Genomic DNA, 21,957 nt, shown 5'->3' on the forward strand with positions numbered 1-21,957 from the left:
TGACAAGAACATACAAGTCTGCGATCGGGCGCAACCGCTATCCTTGGCTCCTTTGGAAACAAGGTGCGGCACTTGGAACACTGGCGCAGTGACGATTATCTGGATGATTTCTTGCCGTTGTCGCCTTCGCAGGCGACCCTGCGTCTTGCGCCTTTTGAGCTCGATACGGCACGCCTGACCCTCATGCTGCATGGAAAGCGGCTCCGCCTTGGCTGCCGCGCCCTGACCGTGCTGACAGCTCTCGTCGAGGCCCGCGGCGCACTGGTCCGCAGCGACGACCTGATGCGGCGCGCCTGGCCCGATACTTTTGTGGACGAAGCCAATCTTCGCGTTCAGATATCGGCCTTGCGAAAATCCCTGCGCGAACTGGGAAGCTCGTTGCCGTACATCATTAACGTGCCAGGTCAGGGGTATCGCGTCGGTGTCGCTGTTGAACCCATTGTTGCAGCAAATGCGGTGAGCGTTGAAGGTCGCCAGGGATTTGCGCAACAGCGAACCAACCGGTCTTTGGTCTATTTCGGCAATTTTAGCTTTGATAGTGAGCACTGCCTGCTGTTTGAAGGCGGCTACCCGGTCAGGCTCGGAAGTCGCGCCCTTGCCATTCTCGCGCTCCTCCTGGAACGGCCTGGCGAGCTGATGAAAAAGGACGAGGTTGCTCGCCTGGTGTGGCCGGGCCTAATGGTCGAAGAGGTCAATCTGCGTGTCCACCTCGCCGCGATCCGGCGGGCGCTTGGCGACAACGCCAGGCAGCCAAAGTTTATTGCCAACGATCCGGGTCGTGGCTACCGATTCATCGCGCGGCTATCCCCGTTCTGTGCGACCCTGCAAAGAGACGGCACCCAGATGGGGGCGTGAAGCAATCCAGCCCGAAAAGCAATCGTGCGACATGATCCTGGCAGCGCCGTACAGGAAGGCGGTCATGTCCTCAGCGGACATCCTACTCCTCAGACTGCCGGGGCACACCGCACCGAGCGCGGTAACACTCCTTGCCGACTGATCGCTCCTCCCTTTTTGAGGTTAGCGGAGTAAGCACGACCATTTCATCCTAATCCACTCTCAGTTTGAGCTCTCCGAGAGCCCGCTTAGGAACTGAAAAATGTCAACGAGCCGTGTGTTCGACCGCTACCCTTTGTTCGTTCAAGGCAGAATGGCCGGGCCAGTCGGTTTTGCAGCGATAAGATCGGTTCTGCTGCTATAAGATCGGTTTCGCAATAGATAAGATGCTCAAGTACGACCAAGGCGACCTTTCCCACTTTTGGGTGACCTAGCCTGTGTCAAAGGTGTTCTTTTCTTCACGTTCGCGGTCCCGGAGGGGGCCGGGTACGTGAGCGGGTTCAGCAAACCGATGAGCAAAGCGAACTTGCCGCCCTGATCCAACGGATCGAAGTGTGGTCGGTTTGATGGAGCCGCGCAGTTGATCGGAACGATCAACTGTAGGGATATGAACATGGGTGAACGACAGTGAACCTGGCCCCCTGCCCACTTGGGCGACCCTTTTCTGCCGTACAGGCGGGGTCTTCGATTTCCTGAAACCTGACGGTCCGGACTAGCGGCTTTCATCAGTTAGCAGTGGAAAGCTGGCGCGAAGGACGTCGAGCAGTGTCTCCTGCGGCGAGGTCTTGGAAGACGATGCAGTCGCGGCCGGGCTGTGCCGGCAAACCGGCAGGCAGTCGGACTACAACTCGCAACCTTGCGTTTCTTTGGGATCAGCGAAGTTGACCTCTGGCCAGGTCACCTTTGCCGCCTCGCGAAGCGAGCGGGCTCCCCCATCACATCGCTCACCTGCATCTGAAGGGTTTCGGCAGCGTGGAAGGCCCCATCTTTCGTATGGACACGCTCCAGCGACTGGCCGACGGCCTTCGAAACAGCTGTGCCATAAAAACCTACATGCCGGTCAATGCAGCGGCGGTCCGAGCAGCTGATGAAGCGCGGAAGAAAGGGCGCAAACTTTTGAGCGAAGAACACAACGAGTTCAAAAAGTTGAAACTCAGTCCAAGCAAAAGTTGAAACTTAAAGGGAGCGAAACGCGCAAACCCTAGGAAAGGGTGGCGCGAGAGACGGGGCTCGAACCCGCGACCTCCGGCGTGACAGGCCGGCGCTCTAACCAACTGAGCTACTCCCGCAGCGCTTGCGAACAAGTCGTTCGCGCAACGTGGCGTCCATGTACTGGGCGCCATTTGTGAAGTCAAGCGCCCTGTCCGATTTCCGTCGCAGAAATTTAGAAAATCCGCGCTGAGCTTGTGGAAAACTTTTTTATCTCAATGAGAAGGGCGGACAAGCTCGCGTGACTCATCAACAAGCCAGGGTGGCCCGGACGCTTGGGATGGCACGGAATTTTGGAATGACTTTCAGCGCGCGAGCCTTCCCCTATGGGGAGAGGCGTGAATGACTGTCGGCGCGAGAGAATGGTGGGCGATGACGGGCTCGAACCGCCGACATCTTCGGTGTAAACGAAGCGCTCTACCAACTGAGCTAATCGCCCCATGGCCGAAGCCACAAGTGAACGGCGCCCTGATTAGGGCGCAGACCCCTGCCCGTCAACTGACATTTGCAGGAATAGAAACGGCCCCGGCGAAAACCGCACGGGGCCGATTGCCAAATACAGGCAGGAAGCGATCTTAGTTGATCGCGTCCTTGAGGCCTTTACCGGGCTTGAACTTAGCCTGGTTCGAAGCCGGAATCTGGATCTCGGCACCGGTGGCAGGGTTGCGGCCGGTCGAAGCCTTGCGCTGGGAAACGGCAAAAGTACCGAACCCAACCAGACGAACTTCGTCGCCACCCTTGAGAGCAGCGGTAATGGCTTCGAACACTGCGTCAACCGCTTCGGCGGCCTGTGCTTTGGTGATCGTAGCCTTGTCGGCAACGACGCCAACCAGATCGTTTTTGTTCATAGCGTTTCCTCACAGTGAATGCCCGCCGTCTCTGGCGAACGAAAACGCCGACAACCTTTTGCGATTCTGCGCTTAGCGCAAGGAAATCCGGGGGTTTTCGGCTGCCCGACGGTGCAAAGCTGTTAATGGACCGGAAAAATTGGCCCTGCAAGCCCGGATAAGGTCAAATCCCGGCATTGCCTGGGGATTGTCCCCGCTTTGCTCACTGGCGGGGAAAAGGGAAATTTTACGGCAAATCGGCACCCGGGCGGCATCCACTAAGCGGGCTCAGCAAGCATGCGGGCAAGCACGCCGGGAAGCAGATTGGGCAGGTCTTCGCTCAGCATGCCCGGACCGCCAAACTGGCTGGCCGCCTCTGCGTGCAGCCAGACACCGGCGCAGGCGGCCTCGAAACCGGACATACCCTGCCCCAGCAGCCCGGCAATAATGCCGGCAAGGACATCCCCTGCCCCTGCGGTGCCAAGCCACGCCGGTGCATTGTCCGAAATGGCGGCCCGGCCATCGGGCGCGGCGATAACAGTGTCACTGCCCTTGAGCACCACTATGGCCCCCGATTGTGTCGCGGCGGCCCGGGCACGCTCCAGCTTGCTGCCGGTCACTTGACCAAAGAGACGCTCAAATTCGCCCTCATGGGGCGTGAGCACTACGGGGGCGTCCCGCACTGCGATCAGTTGCCAAAGGTGGTCGGGGTTGTCTGCGAAGCTTGTCAGGGCATCGGCATCTAGGACCGACGCTGCGCTCGCGGCGAGCAGTACTTCAACGTCTTTGCGGGTCGGCTCCCCCGTTCCGGCCGCGGGACCAATGACGGCTGCGTTGATTCTCGTGTCCGCAAGAATGTCGGCCAATTGGGGGGCCGTTTCAGCGGTCTTCAGCATGATTGCGGTGACATGGGCCGCGTGGACCCTGAGGGCATCCTCGGCACCTACAAGGGTCACCAGTCCGGCACCGACGCGGAAGGCGCCGAGAGCCGCCAGTCGTGCCGCGCCAGTCTGCAAAGGGCCGCCCGAGACGACGACAACATGGCCACGATCAAACTTGTGATCTTCCGCTCGCGGCTTCGGAATACTCCAGAGTCCGGGGCGGTTATGCCATGTGCGGCTGGGGATGGCATCAAGCACGGCGTCGGGAATGCCGATGTCGGCACAAACGAGGCTCCCGCAATGGGCGCGCCCTGGCAACAACAGATGGCCCGGCTTGCGTCGGAAGAAGGTCACCGTGGTTTGGGCTGAGATGGCGGCACCCCGCACCGCTCCGGTGCTGCCATCGATGCCGCTGGGGATATCGATGCTGACAACGGGGGCGGCGACAGCGTTCACGGACGCGATTGTCTGCGCGAGCGGCCCGACAATGTTCCGGTCCAGCCCGGCCCCCAGAATGGCATCAACAATCAACTGCACACCATTTAAGTCAGGCGGCTCGGGCCCCTCCACCGGACCGCTCCACTGCGCTGCCATGGCAGCTGCGTCGCCCTTGAGTGCGTCCGGCCTGGTCGAAAGCCAGAGCCGAACAGGCCAACCCGCCGCTTTCAGCTGCCGCGCGACCACAAAGCCATCGCCGCCGTTATTGCCGGGCCCACAGAGCACCAGCACTGCACACGTCCGGTAACCGAGCAGTATCTGATCGGTTACCGCCCGTCCTGCGGCCTCCATGAGGGCAAGGGAGGGCACGCCAGAGGCGATTGCCAGCCGGTCGGCCTGCGCCATCTCCAGGGGGAACAGGACGCGATGAATTTGCTCAGTAGCCATGGAATTTCGATTCAAATCCAAAGGTGCGTGGGTTTCGACCGTTCGGATTAGGATCAAATTTACGGCCCGCGGTCCAGTGAGCGCCTATTGGGAGAAATCCTTAAGGACTCGCTCGATAATCTTGCTTTCGGTTATGGCCATTGGGAGGGGAGCCCTATGACGTTGACCGCCGCACTTGACGACGAAAGTCTGCGCGCGAATTTCAAGTGGAACGATGTCCGCTTTATCGGAGCACTGGCCGGGCGCTATGCCCTGCCAGACCGCCGGCGGACTCCTGACGACAAGGTGCCGGTCTATGCCTGCCGCTTGTGTTCCATATCAACGCGCATGCTGGTGGCGGTCGGCCCGGTCGTGGGCAAGGAGGGAGAAGTGGTGTCGTCCCACTTCAACGAATTCGGCATTCTGCGTGGGCGCATAACCAGACGCCTCGCCTCTGGCTTTGTAACCGACCTGCAATTGACCGATGGCGAGCGCGAGAAGCTGGGCGCCAAGATCGAGTGGCACAAGAAGCATGTGCACGCCCAGGTACCCGACAAGCGCGAGCACAGGCGTATTCAGCCGCGCGACCCGCGCAGCCTCATCTGCCTTGCCGATGGCCAGCGGGTGCCCTGTTTCGTCGTCGACGTGTCACGCTCGGGCGCGGCCGTCTCCGCCCACTATTGGCCCGATATCGGCACGCCCATGGCGCTGGGACGGATCGTTGCGCGTGTGGTGCGGCACCTGGATGTGGGCTTTGCCGTGCAGTTCGTCCAGGAACAGGAATTTGAAGAACTGGAAGCGCTGATCAAGCCCCCAGCCGATTAAGCGCCTGCGGACACCTGACGGCCGATCACATTTTTCCAACGGATGGCCCATTCGATAAATTGCAATCAAATGGTGCAAGTCCGCATTGACGGGGCATGGGCATGCTCATCCGACCACCGGAGGGAGGTCGGCCTTGTCCGAAGATCTGGAACGTCCAACGATTGCCTTGCACGGCATAACCACCGTGGCAGGGCGCTATGTCATCGGCGCACAGCCCAGCCATCCAGGCATCAATCTGTTTGCCTGTCGGCTCCGCATGATCTGCAGTGACAGCCTGCGCATGACCGCGCCGGTCATCCCACAGATTGGCGAACCGGTGTCCGTCAGCTTCGCGTCCTTCGGAACCCTGACAGGGACCGTCGCACGCCAGTTTGAAGACGGGTTTGAAATAGGTCTCGAGCAAAGTGCGGCAGAGCGCGACAAGCTCAATTCCAAGATTACCAATTTCAGCGAGAACCTGTGGACGACGACCAGCGACCGCCGCTCCGCGCAGCGTGTCATGCCCAGCAACCCGCGCACGGTTATCGCCCGCCCCGACAACTGGTCGCAGCCATGCCTGATCGTTGACTATTCGATTTCGGGCGCAGCGGTTTCGGCGGCGTTCCAGCCGGCGGTTGGCGAGATCGTCACGGTCGGGCGAGTGACCGGCGAAGTGGTCCGGCTGTTCGACTTCGGCTTTGCGGTGCGCTTCTTCGAGCCACAGAGCGCGGACAATATCGAGGGCCTGCTCGAAGCGCCAGAAGAGTGGCGCGATGTCATGCGCCGAACATTCCGCGCGGTTTGACCCCCGCCACCCCCGCCGCGTGCTATTGAGACCAACAAAAAGGGGCCCCGGAAGGCCCCTTTTCACATTGGGTATGGGTCCGCTTAGGCGGAGTAGTACATTTCGTACTCGACCGGGTGCGGGGTGTGCTCGAACTTGATCACTTCCTGCATCTTGAGGTCGATGTAGCTGTCGATGAAATCGTCATCCATGACGCCGCCAACCTTGAGGAAGTCGCGGCCTGCCGAAAGGCATTCCAGGGCCTCACGCAGCGAGGCTGCAACGGTCGGGATTTCCTTGAGCTCTTCCTTGGGCAGCTCGTAGAGATCCTTGTCCATCGGGTCGCCGGGGTGGATCTTGTTCTTGATGCCATCGAGGCCGGCCATCAGCAGCGCGGTGAAGGCCAGGTACGGGTTGGCCAGCGGATCGGGGAAACGCACTTCCACGCGCTTGGACTTCGGCGACTGGCCGAAGGGGATACGGCACGAGGCCGAGCGGTTGCGAGCCGAATAGGCCAGCAGCACGGGGGCTTCGAAGCCGGGCACCAGACGCTTGTAGGAGTTGGTGGTCGGGTTGGTGAAGGCATTGATGGCCTTGGCATGCTTGATCACGCCGCCGATGTAGTAGAGGCATTCCATCGACAGGCCAGCATACTGGTCGCCAGCGAAGAGCGGCTTGCCGTCCTTCCAGATCGACTGGTGGCAGTGCATGCCCGAGCCGTTGTCGCCATAGACAGGCTTAGGCATGAAGGTTGCGGTCTTGCCATAGGCATTGGCAACCTGCTGCACGGCGTATTTGTAGATCAGCACGTCGTCGGCCGACTGGATCATCGGCTTGAACTTGAGGCCAAGTTCATGCTGTGCCGAGGCCACTTCGTGGTGGTGCTTTTCGATGATGACGCCCATCGAGCCCATGGCTTCGAGCATTTCACCACGGATGTCCTGGGCGCTGTCCAGCGGCGGAACCGGGAAATAGCCCTTCTTGAGGCCGATGTGGTGGCCGTTGTTGCCGCCTTCGTACTCAGCATTGTTGTTGGTGGGCAGTTCGCTCGCGTCGATCTTGAAGCCAACATCATAGGTGGTGTTGGAGTACTTCACGTCGTCGAAAAGGAAGAATTCGGGCTCTGGGCCGAACACCACAGAGTCACCAACACCGCTGGACTTGACCAGGGCTTCGGCCTTCTTGGCAATGGAGCGCGGGTCGCGGTTGTAGGGCTGGTAGGTGGCGGGCTCAAGAATGTCGCAGTTGATGGCGAGGGTCGAGGCCGCGAAGAACGGGTCCATATAGGCCGAGTTCGGATCGGGCATCAGCACCATGTCGGACTCGTTGATGGCCTTCCAGCCAGCGATCGAGGAGCCGTCAAACATGACGCCTTCTTCGAACATGTCGGCATCAACCACCGATGCGTCCATGGTGACGTGCTGCAGCTTGCCGCGCAGGTCGGTGAAGCGCACGTCGAGATACTTGATGTTCTCGTCCTTCATGCGCTGGACAATGTCTGCTCCGGTGGTCATTAGGTCTTCCCCTGTCTAAATCGGATGCGTGTTGCTGTTTGTGGCGATTGGCGTCTGAAGGGAGGCTTCAGAGCGCGTCGTCGCCGAATTCGCCGGTACGAATACGGATGGCCTGTTCGATGGAATAGACGAAGATCTTGCCGTCACCGATGCGACCTGTTTGCGCAGCGGTGCGGATGGCCTCGATGGCCTTTTCGGCCAGATCGTCGGGGCAAACCACTTCGACTTTTACCTTGGGCAGAAAATCCACCACATATTCGGCGCCGCGATAGAGCTCGGTATGGCCTTTCTGGCGCCCGAAACCCTTGGCCTCGGTCACGGTGATGCCCTGCAGGCCAACTTCCTGCAGTGCTTCTTTGACTTCGTCGAGCTTGAATGGCTTTACGATAGCCTCGATTTTTTTCAACTGTGCCTCCACTGGCCGTTTTCGGCGGTTACCGGCCAAATGGTATGCACGGCCTGTGCCAGCCAGCAGCTAGGGCAGATAGTTGTTTATGATCAACAACTTGAACCGCCCAGTGATGGATGACGTGGCACCAAGCCCCATGCCGTGTGACCCAAAACTAGCCATGATGACTATATTTTAATCACGGATGTGCCGGGCGCATGATCCCAAGGAAGCAAAAATGACCAAAATGACGCCACTTGAATGCGTCGAACTCCAATTGGCGGCTTACAATGACCGTGATCTCGGCCGCTTCCTGACGGCCTTTTCAGACACGGTTCGCAGCTATCGACTGCCAGACATGACCCTTTTGCTCGATGGTAAAACCGCTTTCGGCGACTTCTATGCCACCAACAGGTTTATTCACGCCCGATTGCGCGCGGAATTGCTGCAACGCCTGGTTGTTGGTGAAACCGTCATTGATCATGAACTGATCCACGGCCTTGGTCCGGAGCCCGTAGAAACGACTGTGATGTTCTTCGTGAAGGACGGACTTATCGAAAAGGTCTTCTTCATTCCCGCCAAATCTCCAAGCTAGGCTTTGACTGCCATACACTCTTCATATAGATGCAACGCCAACCCGGCCGACGGGGACCCATGCGGGTGTGGCGGAACTGGTAGACGCACTGGATTTAGGTTCCAGCGCCGCAAGGCGTGGAGGTTCGAGTCCTCTCACCCGCACCATTACGGCCTCCGGCCCAATGAATTGAATCAATACGGGATTTGACCCCAATGCAGGTAACCGAGACCCTCAACGAAGGCCTGAAGCGCAAGCTCAGCGTCACCATTCCGGCAGCGGACCTCAATTCGCGCCTCGACGCCAAGCTCGCTGAGCTCAAGGGCCAGGCCAATATCAAGGGCTTCCGCCCCGGCAAGGTGCCGACCGCGCATCTCAAGAAGGTCTATGGTCGTTCGGCCATGTCCGAAGTGATGACCGATGCGATCAATTCGACCGTGTCCGACACGCTGGACAAGCGCGAAGAACGCGCCGCGGCCCAGCCCAAGGTTGACTTGCCGCAGGACCAGACCGTCATCAACGACGTTCTGGATGGCAAGTCGGACCTGGCGTTCGAGGTCGAATATGAAATTCTGCCCGCCGTCACGCTGATGGATATCAAGGGTGTCAAGCTCACCAAGCCCGTGGTCGAAGTTTCCGAAGAGGAAGTCGACACCGAAGTGAACCGCGTTTTCGCACAGAACCGCGGCTACACCACCAAGGGTGACGATGGCGTGGTCGAGAACGGCGACTATCTCGGTCTCTCGTTTGTCGGCAAGATCGACGGCAAGGAATTCGATGGCGGTACCTCCGACCATGCGCACCTGACCGTGGGTTCGGGTGAATTCATCCCCGGTTTTGAAGAGCAGCTGATCGGCGCCAAGAAGGGCGAAACCCGCGAAGTGAAGGTAACCTTCCCCAAGGATTACCAGAACGAAGAGCTGGCCGGTAAGAAGGCCGTGTTCGACGTCAATGTTCTCCATGTCGATGGCCCCAATGCTGGCGAGCTGGATGACGATTTCGCCAAGCGCCTTGGTCTTGAAGACGTTGCCGCGCTGCGCAAGGCCGTTCGCGACCAGATGGAAAACGCCCTGGCCTCGATGGGCCGTCAGCACCTGAAGCGTCAGGTTCTGGATGCTCTGGATGATGGTCACAAGTTCGACGTGCCGGCGCAGCTGGTCGAAGCCGAATTCAACACCATCTGGCAGCGCGTTGTGCACGAGATCGAGCACCACGGCCGGTCCTTCGAAGACGAAGGCACCACCGAGGAAGCCGCCAAGGAACAGTACCAGCGGATCGCCGAGCGCCGTGTGCGCCTGGGCCTGGTTGTTGCCGAAATCGGCAACCAGAGCGAAGTTCAGGTGACCGACGAAGAGCATCAGCAGGCGCTGATCGCTGAGGTCCGTCGCTTCCAGGGCCAGGAACAGCAGGTTTACGACTACTACCGCAAGAACCCGCAGGCCCTTGCGAGCCTCCGCGCTCCCATTTTCGAGAACAAGGTCGTCGATCACATCATCGAACTGGGCAAGGTCACTGACAAGAAGATGACCCGCGAAGAACTCGCCAAGCTGATCCAGGCTGACGAGGATGAAGTTCCTGAGGAGCACCACCACTAAGGTGGAGCGCCCAAGAATTGAAAAGGCCGCCTTCGGGCGGCCTTTTTTGTTGCGCGGAACGATGTGAACGCGGTCGTCCTGCTGACATTGAACCATTTGCCGTCACGGCACTTGTTCCAGACAGGAACAGGAGGAATTGCCATGACCCAATATAGTTCGGACTCACCCTACCAGCCCAAGGGGGATCACAATCGTCGGCTTTCGCTTGGCCTCGACCCCGATCAGTTCGCCGCCGAAGCCGGGATCACCACCGATGAGTTGCGCGACTATGAGCGCACCAGCCCCGATCACGACTATGACCCCAGCATTGCACTGCGCGTGACACTGGCCTTGGACCGCCTGGAGCGGACCATGCCCAATCTTCAAAACGGCCGGAATGACGGCGCTGGGCTCACAAACCCAACGCTCGACCACTCCCGACACCATAAGCTCATGGAGCACGAGCTGGTGCCCGAGACACTTGAGGGCGCGACCATTTACGGCGCCGACAACCAGGAGATTGGCAAGGTCTCGCATCTGCATGGCAGCGGACCAAGCGCCCAGGTCATCGTCGATGTCGGCGGCTTCCTTGGATTAGGCGCCAAGCCCGTGGCCGTGAGCATGGTCAGTCTCGATTTCATGCGCGACGAGGCGGGACATGTGCATGCGGTCACGCTCTGGACACGCAAGGACCTCGAGGACATGCCGGAACACCGTCATCACTGATCGGCTGAGCTGAGGGGCGCCACATGGGCGCCCCTTTTGTATCAGGCGGCCATTTCGCTGAAGAACCGGTCCGGCCCATCCACTTCAACCAGCTTCTTGCGCTCAATGAGCAGATAGCGGGTGCCGATGGCCTTGAGGAAGGCGCGGTCGTGGGTAACCAGAATGCTCGTGGCCCCCTGCTCCCGAATATCGTCCTCAAGCTGTTCCTGCCCGGGTATGTCGAGATGATTGGTCGGCTCGTCGAGCAGGTAGAAATTGGGCTGCTGCAGCCGCAGCGCCAGCAGAGCCAGCCGGGCGCGCTGGCCCAGTGACATGGTGCGGATCGGCTTTCCCTGACGGTCCGGCGGAAAGCCGGCACCAGCCAGCAGCGCAATCGTTCGGCGATCACCCTCATCGAAGCGGTGCAGGATATAGTCCAGCGGCGACGGATCGAGTGGAAGCCAGGCGAGCGCCTGGTCAAGGTAGCCCGGCGCCAGTTGGGGACTAATGCGTAACCCGGCGGGCACCGATCCTGCCAAAGCGTCAGTGACGACCCGCATGAATTGCGATTTTCCGGTGCCATTGCGCCCCAGGAGCACGATACGGTCACCCTGGAAAATATGGAGCTTGTCCACGGTAAAGAGCGGCCGGCCATCAGGCGTGGCAATGGGCACATTCTCGAAGGCCATCATCACCTTGGCCTCGGCCCCGCTATTCCCGAGCCGCACAAGTCCGGTGCGGTCGCGGTGGACCTCGTGCACCTGGGTTTCGATCTTTTCGGCCCGGTCGCGCAATTGCTTGGATTTGACCGTGAGGAGATCACTGCCCGAGTTGATGCCGATATTGGTGAGCTTGGCAGCCTGTTTCCGAAGCTGTGCAGCCTGCTTGAGGTCGCGTTCGCGCTGGGCCTCGGTCGCGGCATCGATCTGATCGAGTTCGGCGCGTGCCGCCGAATAGGCCAGCGGCAGATAGACTTGCTCGCTGGGCCTGAGGAACAGGGTGCGATTGGTGGTCGCATCGAGGAAGGCGCGGTCGTGGCTGGCGATGACCACCGGCAGGGTTCGCGCAGCGTAAGAGAGCCATTCCTCGAGCATCATGATGCGGCCAAGGTCGAGGTGATTGGTCGGTTCGTCCATCAGCAGGGCATCAGGCTGAGTGACCCAGGCGCGGGCCAGGAGAGCCATGCGCTGCCAGCCGCCACTGAGTTCGCCAAGCGGTTTCTCCCGAAACTCGAGCGGGATGGACAATTCGTCGAGCACGACGTCGACGCGCCAGCTCTCGGCATCCTGTGTCGCGGCATCGAGCGCCGACCCGACGAATGCGGTCAAGGTCTGGGACAAGGCGTTGCCTGGCACCTCTTGAGGAACATAACCCATCGCGAGACCGCGCGAGCGCGCGATCTCGCCTTCGGTCAATTCGGACAACCCGGCCATGGCCCGTAGCAGCGTGGTCTTGCCTCGGCCATTGGGCGCGACGAGACCGACGCGATCACCCTCGGCAATGACGAGGTTGAGATTGGAGAACAGGAGGTCGCCCGCGCGGTGGCCGGCATTTCGGAGGCTGATCATGCCCATGGTGTCTACTCACTGGATCGGCGCCGCTTCATGCAAGGCGCCATTGCCATCAATCCGGCGACTGGCCTGTGCCAGGTCGCCATGAAGGGCAAACCAGAGGATCGGGTACGAAGTATCTCGTCCGGACCAGTCCTGGTCAGCCCTGCAGCTCATGCCGCAGGGCGAAAACGGGGCCACGCGTGCGATGCGTTTGAAAAACAGTCATGCAGCCCTCCCGTCTTGTGTGGACGATAGTTCAGCGCGCCTGCTCGGCGCACCAACAGCAAAACCCTAACCCACGCTGCCGAGGCAGCGCAAGCAAGGTTATGCTATGTAGAAAAAAAGGCTGGCGCCGATGAGGGCGCCAAGACGCGAGACACGGAAACTGGCCAGCCGGTACGCAATACTACCAAATCCGGCTGTCGGCCAATATCCGAGAGACGCTGAACCAACCTTGGCCGATTGATACGCAATACCCGGCAGTTCGGTTCGCATACGGCAACTCCAGACATAAACCGTATGTCCATCTGTCTATCAGGACGCACTTAAGAAAGTGCTCCCAAGAAGGAAACGAGGCGTAAATCCGGCGCCCTATCTTGGGACGAAACTGTTTCAATCGGAACGCGCACCGGGAATGGACCGGACCGCCGTTTCGTGTTCAGCATCCGTTCATCTTGACGGTCCCGGCCCCGGTTCAGTTGTGGGAATTGGCTCAGCGGCCAGACCCGTGGAAACGCCTGCTATATGCTAGATATTGGACCTGCCCGATTCGGGCTGAACCTATGGAACGTGCATGTCGCCAGATCTCTTCGGAAGCGCCGCCCCTGTCCCTGAGACGCCAAAGGAGCCCACGCCCGCCAAGCCGGCGGTCCGGGCAACGACGGCGACGCCGGAAGCCTATGGCGCATCAGATATTGAGATTCTGGAAGGACTTGAGCCCGTCCGGCGACGCCCGGGCATGTATATCGGGGGCACCGATATCAACGCCTACCATCACCTGTTTGCCGAGGTGATCGACAATTCCATGGACGAGGCCATTGCCGGTCACGCCACCCGCATCGAGGTGCATCTGGGCACGGACGGCTACATAACGGTTACCGATAATGGGCGCGGCATCCCGGTCGAAAAGCACCCCAAATTCCCAAACCGCTCGACGCTGGAAATCGTGCACACCGTCCTGCACGCCGGTGGTAAGTTCGACAGCAAAGCCTATGAAACTTCAGGCGGATTGCACGGCGTTGGCGTCTCGGTGGTGAACGCGCTTTCCGACGATATGGTGGTTGAAGTCGCCCGCGACCAGCAGCTCTATCGCATTCAGTTTTCGCGCGGTCATGTTGTCGAGGACGTGATCAATGTAGGGCGGGTGCAGAACCGGCGCGGCACCACCACGCGCTTCCACCCCGATCCACAAATCTTTGGGCCGGCGGCCCATTTTTCGGCTGGCCGCATTTTCCGCATGACGCGGGCCAAGGCCTATCTGTTTGGCGGCGTCGAACTGCGCTGGAGTTGCGACGAGAGCCTGGCCAACGAAGAAGTGCCTGCCAAGGCGGTGTTCCATTATCCCGATGGTCTTAAGGACTATATGACCGCCCGCATCGAGGGCGAGACGCGGATCACCGACGACATCTTCTCGGGCAAGAGCGGGCGTCCGGGCAGCCATGGGTCGGTTGAATGGGCCATTGCCTGGACCATCGGCGACGGCGGCGTGCAGAGCTATTGCAATACCGTGCCGACCCCGGACGGCGGCACGCATGAGGCCGGCATGCGGATGGCGCTTTTGCGCGGGCTTAAGGGCTATGCGGAGCTGACCAAGAACAAGGGCGCGGCCAATCTTACGGCGGAGGACGTGCTGACCTCATGCGCGGTTATGCTGTCGGTGTTCGTGCGCGAGCCGGAATTCGTTGGCCAAACAAAGGATAAGCTGGCGTCGGGCGAGGCGACGCGCATCGTGGATACCGCGTTGCGTGATGCCTTTGACCACTGGCTGGCAGCGTCACCACAGCAGGCCGGCAAGCTCCTGGACTGGGCCCTGGAACGCGCTGATGAACGCATGCGCCGCCGCAAGGAAAAGGAGATTGACCGGGCCAGCGCAACACGCAAATTGCGCCTGCCGGGCAAGCTGGCCGATTGCACGCAGAATGCGGCACAGGGCGCGGAACTCTTCATCGTCGAGGGCGATTCGGCTGGTGGCTCCGCAAAACAGGCCCGCAGCCGCGCCAATCAGGCAGTGCTGCCGCTGCGCGGCAAAATTCTCAACGTTGCGGGCGCCAGCCGCGACAAGTTGGCGGCCAACCAGTTGATTGCCGATCTCATTCAGGCGCTGGGTTGCGGCACGAGGGATCGCTATACAGAGGACGACCTGCGCTACGACAAGATCATCATCATGACCGATGCTGACGTCGACGGCGCCCATATCGCTTCGCTGCTGATCACCTTCTTCTTCCAGGAGATGCCGCGGCTGATCGAGAACGGACATCTCTATCTCGCCCTGCCCCCGCTCTATCGCATCAGCCAGGGCGGCAAGACACTCTATGCCCGTGACGATGCACACAAGAACGTGCTGATGGAGACCGAGTTCACCGGCAAGGGGAAGGTGGACATCACCCGGTTCAAGGGCCTGGGCGAAATGCCGTTCGCACATCTGCGCGAAACGACCATGTCGCCGAAGTCGCGGACGTTGCTGCAAGTGAAGATCCTGGATGACCGCGACGCCACCAGGAACACCGTCGACCGCCTGATGGGAACCAAGCCGGAAGCGCGTTTCGAGTTCATCCAAGAGAACGCAGCCTTCGTCACTGACCTCGACATCTGAGCCGTCCTTAACCGCGTTGGCCACGCAAATGCCCATAACCGTTGACAGTCAAGGGGTTTGCGCTATGGTCCGCGCCGCTGGCATATCCCAATGGCGGGCGGCACTTGTACCGTTCGCTTGCGTTGAGGAGCCAGCGGAACATTGGCGCCAGGCCGGTTTCGGCCGCCGTTCCGGTGTTCATCTGCGGATGCTAGCAGTACTTCCTTTCCATCCGCAGCCATGCAAGGGCCGCGCGCCCCACGGGCGGGCCTTGTACAACTCCAATGACCGGCGCACCGGCCCGAGTTCTTCGGCCCGGCCAGGCATCGGCCAGCACCGCTGAGTGGAACGACCGACTTGACCGACGACTTTTCCGGACTGGGACTCTCCAGCAAGGTTACCGATGCAGTGGCCGCAGCTGGCTATACAAAGCCAACTGAAATCCAGGCCCAGGCTATTCCGCACCTTCTGCAAAAGAAGGACCTGATCGGCATTGCGCAGACGGGCACCGGCAAGACGGCGAGCTTCGTGCTGCCGATGCTGACCCTGCTGGAAAACGGCCGCGCCCGCGCTCGCATGCCCCGTACGCTCATTCTGGAGCCGACGCGCGAACTCGCAGCGCAGGTCTCCGAGAATTTCGAGAAGTACGGCAAGAACCATCGCCTTTCGATGGCGCTGATCATCGGCGGCGTGTCCTTTGAAGACCAGAACAAGAAGCTTGATCGCGGCGTGGATGTGCTGATTGCCACGCCCGGCCGTCTGCTCGACCAGATCGAGCGCGGCAAGATCATGCTCAATGGCGTAGAAATCCTCGTCATCGACGAAGCCGACCGCATGCTGGACATGGGCTTCATTGATGACATCGAAAAGATCGTCAACCGCTTGCCGCCGCGTCGCCAGACCATGTTGTTCTCCGCGACCATGGATGCGCAGATCGAGCGCCTGACCAAGAAGTTTCTCAAGGACCCCGTGCATGTGCAGGTGTCTCGAGCAGCCTCTACGGCCGATACTATCGACCAGAAGCTGGTCAAGGTGTCTTCAAAGCCGGACGAAAAGCGCGCTGCGCTGCGGGCCCGCATCGACGCCTCCGAAGGGCTGACCAACGCCATTATCTTCTGCAACCGCAAACGCGACGTCGCCACCCTGGCGCGCTCGCTCGAACGGCATGGCTATTCTGCCGGTTCGCTGCATGGCGACATGGACCAGAAGAGCCGCATGGAGACGCTGGACGCCTTCAAGACCAACAAGCTCACCTTGCTGGTGGCCAGTGATGTTGCCGCCCGTGGTCTCGATATTCCTGCCGTGAGCCATGTGTTCAATTTCGACGTGCCGGTGCATGCCGAAGACTATGTGCACCGCATTGGCCGTACTGGTCGCGCCGGCCGCTCGGGGGTCGCCTATACCTTGGTTGCCCCGGCCGATGGCAAGCATCTCGATGCCATTCTCAAATTGATCCAGAAGCCAATCGACTGGCTGGATGACGTCAAGACGGCCAAGCCAGCCGCCAGCGAAGAACAGGCAGACGGCGCGGAAGCAAAGCCAAGCCGCGGGCGTCGCGGACGTGCTACCCGCCCGCCCGCCAGGGCGCCGCGCGAGCAGAATGCAACCACAGAGCGTGCAACACCGGTTGAAGCGGCTGCGCCCGCCGAACGTCCGGCCGCCGAGAGGCCGTCGGCCGCTGTGCGATCCGCTGCGGCCGAGCCGGCAGCGCCGAAGAGCAACAGTCGCCAGCGCGCCTCGCGGAAGCCCGAACAAGCAGCCGCCGACTCGCCATTTGGCGATGCCGGACCAATTCCGGCGTTCTTACTTCGCTCCACCCGCCTTTCGCAGTAAAACGTCAGCATTATTGGCCAAATCCAGCCCGAATCTTGTGAACACGAGGTTGTGTTTAGGGGGGCCAGGGCTGTATCTAGTAGCAACGACTCATAAAAACGGAACACGATCCGGGCAGGGCGCAACGGCGCGCGGGGTGGGCAGTGTCGGACCAAGAATTTACGCGTACGCTGGGCTACGCCAATGCGGCGTTTGATCTGCTGAAGCGGAGCGGGATTCCGCCCTATCCGCAATTCTATGAACTGCTCTACACCTATGCGACTGGCGTCAATCCATCCCTGAACAATCGGATCAACACCATTTTCCGAAGCGGGACGGTTCCTTCGGCGGATCTGGCTGAGACGCTCTACAACGAATTTCTGAAATCCGACGTCAATGACCGCATGTCGAGTGTTTCGGAGCGCATGCATGCGCGTATCGAGGCCGTGCATGAGGCCATCGACAGCGCCATGACGACGGCAAACGCCTATTCCGGTTCGCTGCAATCAGCCACCGGGGACCTCGAGCGTGATCTGAGCGGCGACGACATGCGGCTGCTGGCCACACGGCTCCTGTCGGAAACCCGCCGCATGCAGGACACCAATAGGCAGCTGGAAATCAAGCTCGAAGCCTCGCGCGAGGATATTGCGGCCCTGCAGCGCGATCTCGATGACGTGCGCCGCGAGTCCATGCTCGACTCCCTGACCAAGATTGCCAATCGCAAGAGCTTCGACGAGGGGCTTGAGGACGCCATTCGCGAAGCGGACAAGTCTCGCGGTCCGCTTAGCCTGATCCTGCTCGACATCGATCATTTCAAGAATTTCAATGACACCTATGGGCACCAAACGGGTGATCAGGTGTTGCGCCTTGTAGCGATGACCTTGAAGTCCAACATCAAGGGCAAGGACCTGGCGGCGCGATACGGCGGCGAGGAATTCGTGGCCGTCCTGCCCTCCACCGATCTGGAAGGCGCCGTGATCGTTGCCGAGAATGTCCGCAAGGCTATTCAGGCCAAGGAACTTCTCAAGCGCTCTACCAACGAAAAGCTGGGGCGGATCACCGCATCGTTCGGCGTTGCCACATTCAACTCGTCTGATAATGCGATGTCGTTCATCGAGCGCGCCGACAGGTGCCTATATGCGGCAAAACATGCAGGCCGTAACCGTGTGGTGAGCGAGACGGAACTGGTCGAAATCGACGAAATCCCGGCAAAAGGCGTCTCGGCCGCCTAAACGCGTACCTGCTTTCCGCGCATAACGTCCCGGTCGTGCGTGCGGTCAGGCTGTCGGTATCAGTTCGACGCCCAGCCCTGCCAGCATGTCCCAATAGTCAGGATAGGTCTTGCCCGTACAGGCGGGATCGAGAATCACAATGCCGGGCACGCGCAGGCCCGCCAGAGCAAAACTCATGGCAATCCGGTGGTCGTGATAGGTTTCGATCCTGGCACGGGCATTGCGGCCGGCGAGCTTGCTGGCCAGATCCGGGTCGGAAGCGACGAGCAGGTCGTCCCCCTCCTCCCGCGCCAGACCAGGCATGATCCGGTTGAGCTCATTGGCGACAGCACGGATGCGATCGGTTTCCTTGACCCGCAGATTGGCGATGCCAACGAACCTCACGGGTCGATTGTTGAAGGCAGCGACGACGGCGATTGTCGGAACTGCATCCTGCATCTGCGAGCCGTCGATGACTTCGGGCATATCGGGGAATTGGGCGATGACAGCCTGAGCTGCGGCATCTGGCTGGGTGAAGGCCCCTTCAGCCACGCCCAGATCGATCCTGCCGCCCGTAAGCGCCTCAATGCCCCACAAATAGGTCGCAGCGGAGGCATCGGGCTCGATGTGGAAGTCGGTGGCTTTGTAGCCGGTCGGCTGCACCAGCCAGGAACCGTCGTCGCGGCTGTCCACCTTGGCGCCAAAGGCGCGCATGGCGGCAAGGGTGAGATCGACATAGCCGCGGGCGCCAATATCCTTGCCGGCCAAGGCTACCTCAATGGGTCCATCGCCAAAGGGGGCGGCCATCAGCAACGCGGACACATATTGGCTAGACAGAGAAGCATCGATTTCCACCCTGCCCGACCCGAAGCGGCCAGTGCCGTGAATGGTCACCGGCGGGCAGCCCGTCGGGCTTTCAGCGTCGATGCCCAGAGCGATGAGAGCGTCCACCAGCGGTTTGATGGGCCGGAGGCGCATGTCCTCGTCGCCATCGATGACGACAGTACCTTCAATAGTGGCGACAGCGGCCGTGAGAAAGCGCGTGGCAGTGCCGGCATTACCAAGGGAAAGCGGCGCAGCGGGAGCGTTGAGCCGGCCGGTGCTGGTGACCAGAAAGCTCGTGGCATCGGGCTCATCAATGGTGACGCCCATGTCGCGCAACGCCCGAGCCATGAGCACGGTGTCCTTGCTCTTGAGCGCGCCGGTCAACCGGCTGGTGCCTTCAGCCATGGCCGCAAGCAGCAGCGCCCGATTGGTAATCGACTTGCTGCCGGGCGGCGAAACGCGACCGGAAAGTGGACGATTGGGAGGTGTGATGGCGAGGGCGGGAGGAAGGGCATCGGTCATGATGCGGGATCAATGCACCAGCGAGACTATTTCCGCAACGGGAAGATACCTCATCCGCCCTTCGGGCCCCCTCTCCGCCAAAGGGAGAAGGGAAAACAGCGGCCTACGCCCCTGCCCGCGCCTCGGCCAAGGCCTTGAGATCGGCGGGGGCGAGCGTAACGCTTTCGCCGCAGCCGCAGGCGCCGGTCTGGTTGGGGTTCTTGAAGGTAAAGCTCGAGCCCATCTTGCTGGACTCAAAATCCATGATGGTGCCCAGCAGATACATGGTGGCCTTGGGATCGACCCAGACGTCGATGCCCTTGTCGTTGACATGGTCATCGCCAGCCAGCGGCTCGGCAACATAGTCCATGGTGTAGGAAACGCCGGCGCAGCCGGCATTCTTGATGCCGACACGCAGCCCGACGACTGGGCTATCGGAATCTTCAATGATCTCTGTGATGCGCTCAGCGGCTGCATCGCTCAGGGACATGATCTTGAAGGGCATCGGCCATTCACCTTTGATCGGCGTTTCACGATATATAATGTGAAACGCGCGAAATTACCACCAGTTCAAAGCAACTTGAGCCTCTTCGCTCATCCGGGATGCGTCCCAAGGCGGATCGAAGACCATGTTGACGGTGACATCCTGGACGCCCTCCACGCCACGGGCAGCATTCTCCACCCAGCCGGGCATCTCGCCGGCAACAGGGCAACCGGGCGCCGTGAGGGTCATGTCGATAACCAGGTTGCGGTCGTCATCCAGATCGACGCGGTAGATGAGGCCAAGCTCGTAAATGTCTACCGGGATTTCCGGGTCATAGACGGTCTTGAGAGCGCCAATGAGATCGCTGGTGATGCGTTCTACCTCACCCTCGGGGAGGCTCGATGGCATGGTCGGGGCGATGCGAACATCATTGTCGGTCTTGATGTCTTCACTCATGTCAGTCGTCCTCAGGCGAAAAATTTCTGGGCGCGGGCAATGCCATCGACCAACGCATCCACATCATCCTTGCCGTTATATAGGGCGAGGGATGCGCGACATGTAGAGGTCACGCCAAAGCGTTTCAACAGCGGCTGGGCGCAATGGGTGCCTGCGCGCACCGCAATGCCGTAGCGATCGAGAATCGTTGCAACGTCGTGGGCATGGGCGCCGGCAATCTCGAAGGAAAAGATGCCGCGCTTGCCGGGCGCCGTGCCAATCATGCGCAAGGCATTGATGCGGGACAATTGTTCGTGGGCATAGGCCGCAACGTCGTGCTCGTGGGCAGCGATGGCGTCGCGCCCGATGGACTGCATGTAATCGAGTGCCGCACCAAGACCCATAGCCTGGACGATGGGCGGGGTGCCGGCTTCGAAGCGATGCGGCGGCTCGTTATAAGTGACAGCGTCAAGCGTGACCGTTTCGATCATCTCGCCGCCGCCCTGATAGGGCTGCATCTCGGCAAGCAGTTCGTATTTGCCGTAGAGAACGCCGATACCGGTGGGGCCATAAAGCTTATGGCCGGTCATGATGTAGAAATCGGCGTCAAGGTCGCGGACATCAACGCTCGTGTGGACGGCACCCTGTGAGCCGTCGATCAGCACCGGAATGCCGCGCGCGTGGGCAATCTCGATGATGGCCTTGATCGGGTTGACCGTGCCTAGCACGTTGGACATATGGGTAACCGCGACGATACGGGTGCGCTCGTTCAGCGAGGCCTCGAAGGCGTCCATGTCGAGCACGCCGCTGTCATCGACGTCGATAAACCGGATCACCGCACCGCTGCGTTCGCGGTGAAAATGCCAGGGCACGATATTGGAGTGGTGTTCCATGATCGTGGTCACGATCTCGTCCCCTTCGAGAATACGGGGGCCGAAGAAGGAGGAGGCGACCAGATTGATCGCCTCGGTTGCCGAGCGGGTGAAGATGATCTCCTCGACCCGACCGGCGTTGAGGAAGCGGCGCACGCTTTCGCGGCCAGCCTCGTAGCCTTCGGTGGCGCGATTGGCGAGCGTGTGGAGACCCCGGTGCACATTGGCATATTCGTGCCGGAAGGCATGGTCCATCCGATCCAGCACCTGCACAGGCTTTTGGGCCGAGGCGCCGCTATCGAGATAAACGAGGCGGTGGCCGTGGATTTGTTCCGACAGGATCGGAAAGTCGGCGCGGATTTTTTCGAGGTCGAAGGTCATTGTTTTGGATTGCCTCTGCTTCACCTCTCCCTTTGGGGGAGAGGTCGACCGTCTTCGGTCGGGTGAGGGGGCCTTCCTCCGCACCGTGCTCGTGAAGGGGGCCCCCCCCCCGCCCCGCCCCCCCCCCCACACCC

General features: G+C 60.5%; 18 protein-coding genes and 3 tRNA genes. 10 read left to right on the forward strand and 11 right to left on the reverse strand.

Annotated features, from left to right (window positions below):
• Positions 1–72: 72 nt before the first annotated feature.
• Positions 73–855, forward strand: a complete 783-nt coding sequence (locus NIM87_RS02410; protein WP_254673029.1) for a winged helix-turn-helix domain-containing protein — start codon at positions 73–75, stop codon at positions 853–855.
• Between the two features lie 1,191 nt (positions 856–2,046).
• Here NIM87_RS02410 and NIM87_RS02415 read toward each other — a convergent pair.
• The 4 genes from NIM87_RS02415 to NIM87_RS02430 form a co-directional block, all read right to left on the reverse strand.
• Positions 2,047–2,123, reverse strand: a tRNA-Asp gene (locus tag NIM87_RS02415).
• A gap of 283 nt (positions 2,124–2,406) precedes the next feature.
• A tRNA-Val gene (locus tag NIM87_RS02420) sits at positions 2,407–2,482 on the reverse strand.
• A 136-nt stretch (positions 2,483–2,618) separates the two neighbouring features.
• The gene (locus tag NIM87_RS02425) at positions 2,619–2,891 is read right to left on the reverse strand and encodes an HU family DNA-binding protein (RefSeq protein ID WP_046104301.1); all 273 of its coding nucleotides are present in this window, start codon (positions 2,889–2,891) and stop codon (positions 2,619–2,621) included.
• A gap of 257 nt (positions 2,892–3,148) precedes the next feature.
• Positions 3,149–4,636, reverse strand: a complete 1,488-nt coding sequence (locus NIM87_RS02430; protein WP_254673030.1) for an NAD(P)H-hydrate dehydratase — start codon at positions 4,634–4,636, stop codon at positions 3,149–3,151.
• A gap of 156 nt (positions 4,637–4,792) precedes the next feature.
• On the opposite strand from NIM87_RS02430, the gene NIM87_RS02435 reads away from it, so the two are divergent.
• Positions 4,793–5,440, forward strand: a complete 648-nt coding sequence (locus NIM87_RS02435; RefSeq protein ID WP_254673031.1) for a PilZ domain-containing protein — start codon at positions 4,793–4,795, stop codon at positions 5,438–5,440.
• Between the two features lie 133 nt (positions 5,441–5,573).
• Positions 5,574–6,224, forward strand: a complete 651-nt coding sequence (locus NIM87_RS02440) for a PilZ domain-containing protein (RefSeq protein WP_254673032.1) — start codon at positions 5,574–5,576, stop codon at positions 6,222–6,224.
• Positions 6,225–6,307: 83 nt separating this feature from the next.
• On the opposite strand, the gene glnA is transcribed toward NIM87_RS02440, so the two are convergent.
• Both glnA and NIM87_RS02450 read right to left on the reverse strand, forming a co-directional pair.
• The gene (glnA, locus tag NIM87_RS02445) at positions 6,308–7,717 is read right to left on the reverse strand and encodes a type I glutamate--ammonia ligase (protein ID WP_254673033.1); all 1,410 of its coding nucleotides are present in this window, start codon (positions 7,715–7,717) and stop codon (positions 6,308–6,310) included.
• Between the two features lie 67 nt (positions 7,718–7,784).
• Entirely contained in the window at positions 7,785–8,123 is a 339-nt protein-coding gene (locus NIM87_RS02450) for a P-II family nitrogen regulator (RefSeq protein ID WP_046105125.1), read from the reverse strand.
• Positions 8,124–8,343: 220 nt separating this feature from the next.
• Between NIM87_RS02450 and NIM87_RS02455 the strand changes: the two genes are divergently transcribed.
• From NIM87_RS02455 to NIM87_RS02470, 4 genes are all read left to right on the forward strand, one after another.
• Positions 8,344–8,700, forward strand: a complete 357-nt coding sequence (locus NIM87_RS02455) for a nuclear transport factor 2 family protein (protein WP_254673034.1) — start codon at positions 8,344–8,346, stop codon at positions 8,698–8,700.
• Positions 8,701–8,761: 61 nt separating this feature from the next.
• A tRNA-Leu gene (locus tag NIM87_RS02460) sits at positions 8,762–8,846 on the forward strand.
• Between the two features lie 48 nt (positions 8,847–8,894).
• Positions 8,895–10,274 (forward strand): trigger factor, encoded by a 1,380-nt coding sequence (gene tig, locus NIM87_RS02465; RefSeq protein ID WP_254673035.1) that lies wholly within the window; start codon positions 8,895–8,897, stop codon positions 10,272–10,274.
• 351 nt (positions 10,275–10,625) lie between these two features.
• Complete coding sequence (locus NIM87_RS02470; protein ID WP_254673307.1) at positions 10,626–10,979, forward strand: PRC-barrel domain-containing protein; 354 nt, start codon at positions 10,626–10,628, stop codon at positions 10,977–10,979.
• 41 nt (positions 10,980–11,020) lie between these two features.
• Here the strand turns inward: NIM87_RS02470 and NIM87_RS02475 are convergent, their stop codons facing one another.
• Entirely contained in the window at positions 11,021–12,526 is a 1,506-nt protein-coding gene (locus NIM87_RS02475; RefSeq protein ID WP_332017502.1) for an ABC-F family ATP-binding cassette domain-containing protein, read from the reverse strand.
• 778 nt (positions 12,527–13,304) lie between these two features.
• Between NIM87_RS02475 and parE the strand changes: the two genes are divergently transcribed.
• From parE to NIM87_RS18695, 3 genes are all read left to right on the forward strand, one after another.
• Entirely contained in the window at positions 13,305–15,323 is a 2,019-nt protein-coding gene (gene parE, locus NIM87_RS02480) for a DNA topoisomerase IV subunit B (protein ID WP_254673037.1), read from the forward strand.
• Positions 15,324–15,659: 336 nt separating this feature from the next.
• A complete protein-coding gene (locus tag NIM87_RS02485; protein ID WP_254673038.1) occupies positions 15,660–17,135 on the forward strand; it encodes a DEAD/DEAH box helicase in 1,476 nt (491 codons plus the stop codon).
• 143 nt (positions 17,136–17,278) lie between these two features.
• Positions 17,279–18,346, forward strand: coding sequence for a GGDEF domain-containing protein (locus NIM87_RS18695; RefSeq protein WP_254673039.1), 1,068 nt, complete (start codon positions 17,279–17,281; stop codon positions 18,344–18,346).
• Between the two features lie 45 nt (positions 18,347–18,391).
• Here NIM87_RS18695 and NIM87_RS02495 read toward each other — a convergent pair whose 3' ends face one another.
• From NIM87_RS02495 to NIM87_RS02510, 4 genes are all read right to left on the reverse strand, one after another.
• The gene (locus NIM87_RS02495) at positions 18,392–19,672 is read right to left on the reverse strand and encodes a 3-phosphoshikimate 1-carboxyvinyltransferase (RefSeq protein WP_254673040.1); all 1,281 of its coding nucleotides are present in this window, start codon (positions 19,670–19,672) and stop codon (positions 18,392–18,394) included.
• A 103-nt stretch (positions 19,673–19,775) separates the two neighbouring features.
• On the reverse strand, positions 19,776–20,156 hold the full coding sequence (locus NIM87_RS02500; RefSeq protein ID WP_254673041.1) for a HesB/IscA family protein: 381 nt from the start codon (positions 20,154–20,156) through the stop codon (positions 19,776–19,778).
• Positions 20,157–20,210: 54 nt separating this feature from the next.
• Entirely contained in the window at positions 20,211–20,591 is a 381-nt protein-coding gene (locus tag NIM87_RS02505) for an SUF system Fe-S cluster assembly protein (protein ID WP_254673042.1), read from the reverse strand.
• An 11-nt stretch (positions 20,592–20,602) separates the two neighbouring features.
• Positions 20,603–21,847, reverse strand: coding sequence for a cysteine desulfurase (locus NIM87_RS02510; RefSeq protein ID WP_408640041.1), 1,245 nt, complete (start codon positions 21,845–21,847; stop codon positions 20,603–20,605).
• Positions 21,848–21,957: the final 110 nt, after the last annotated feature.

The sequence above is a fragment of the Devosia ureilytica genome (genome assembly GCF_024273195.1).
GTDB lineage: Bacteria > Pseudomonadota > Alphaproteobacteria > Rhizobiales > Devosiaceae > Devosia > Devosia ureilytica.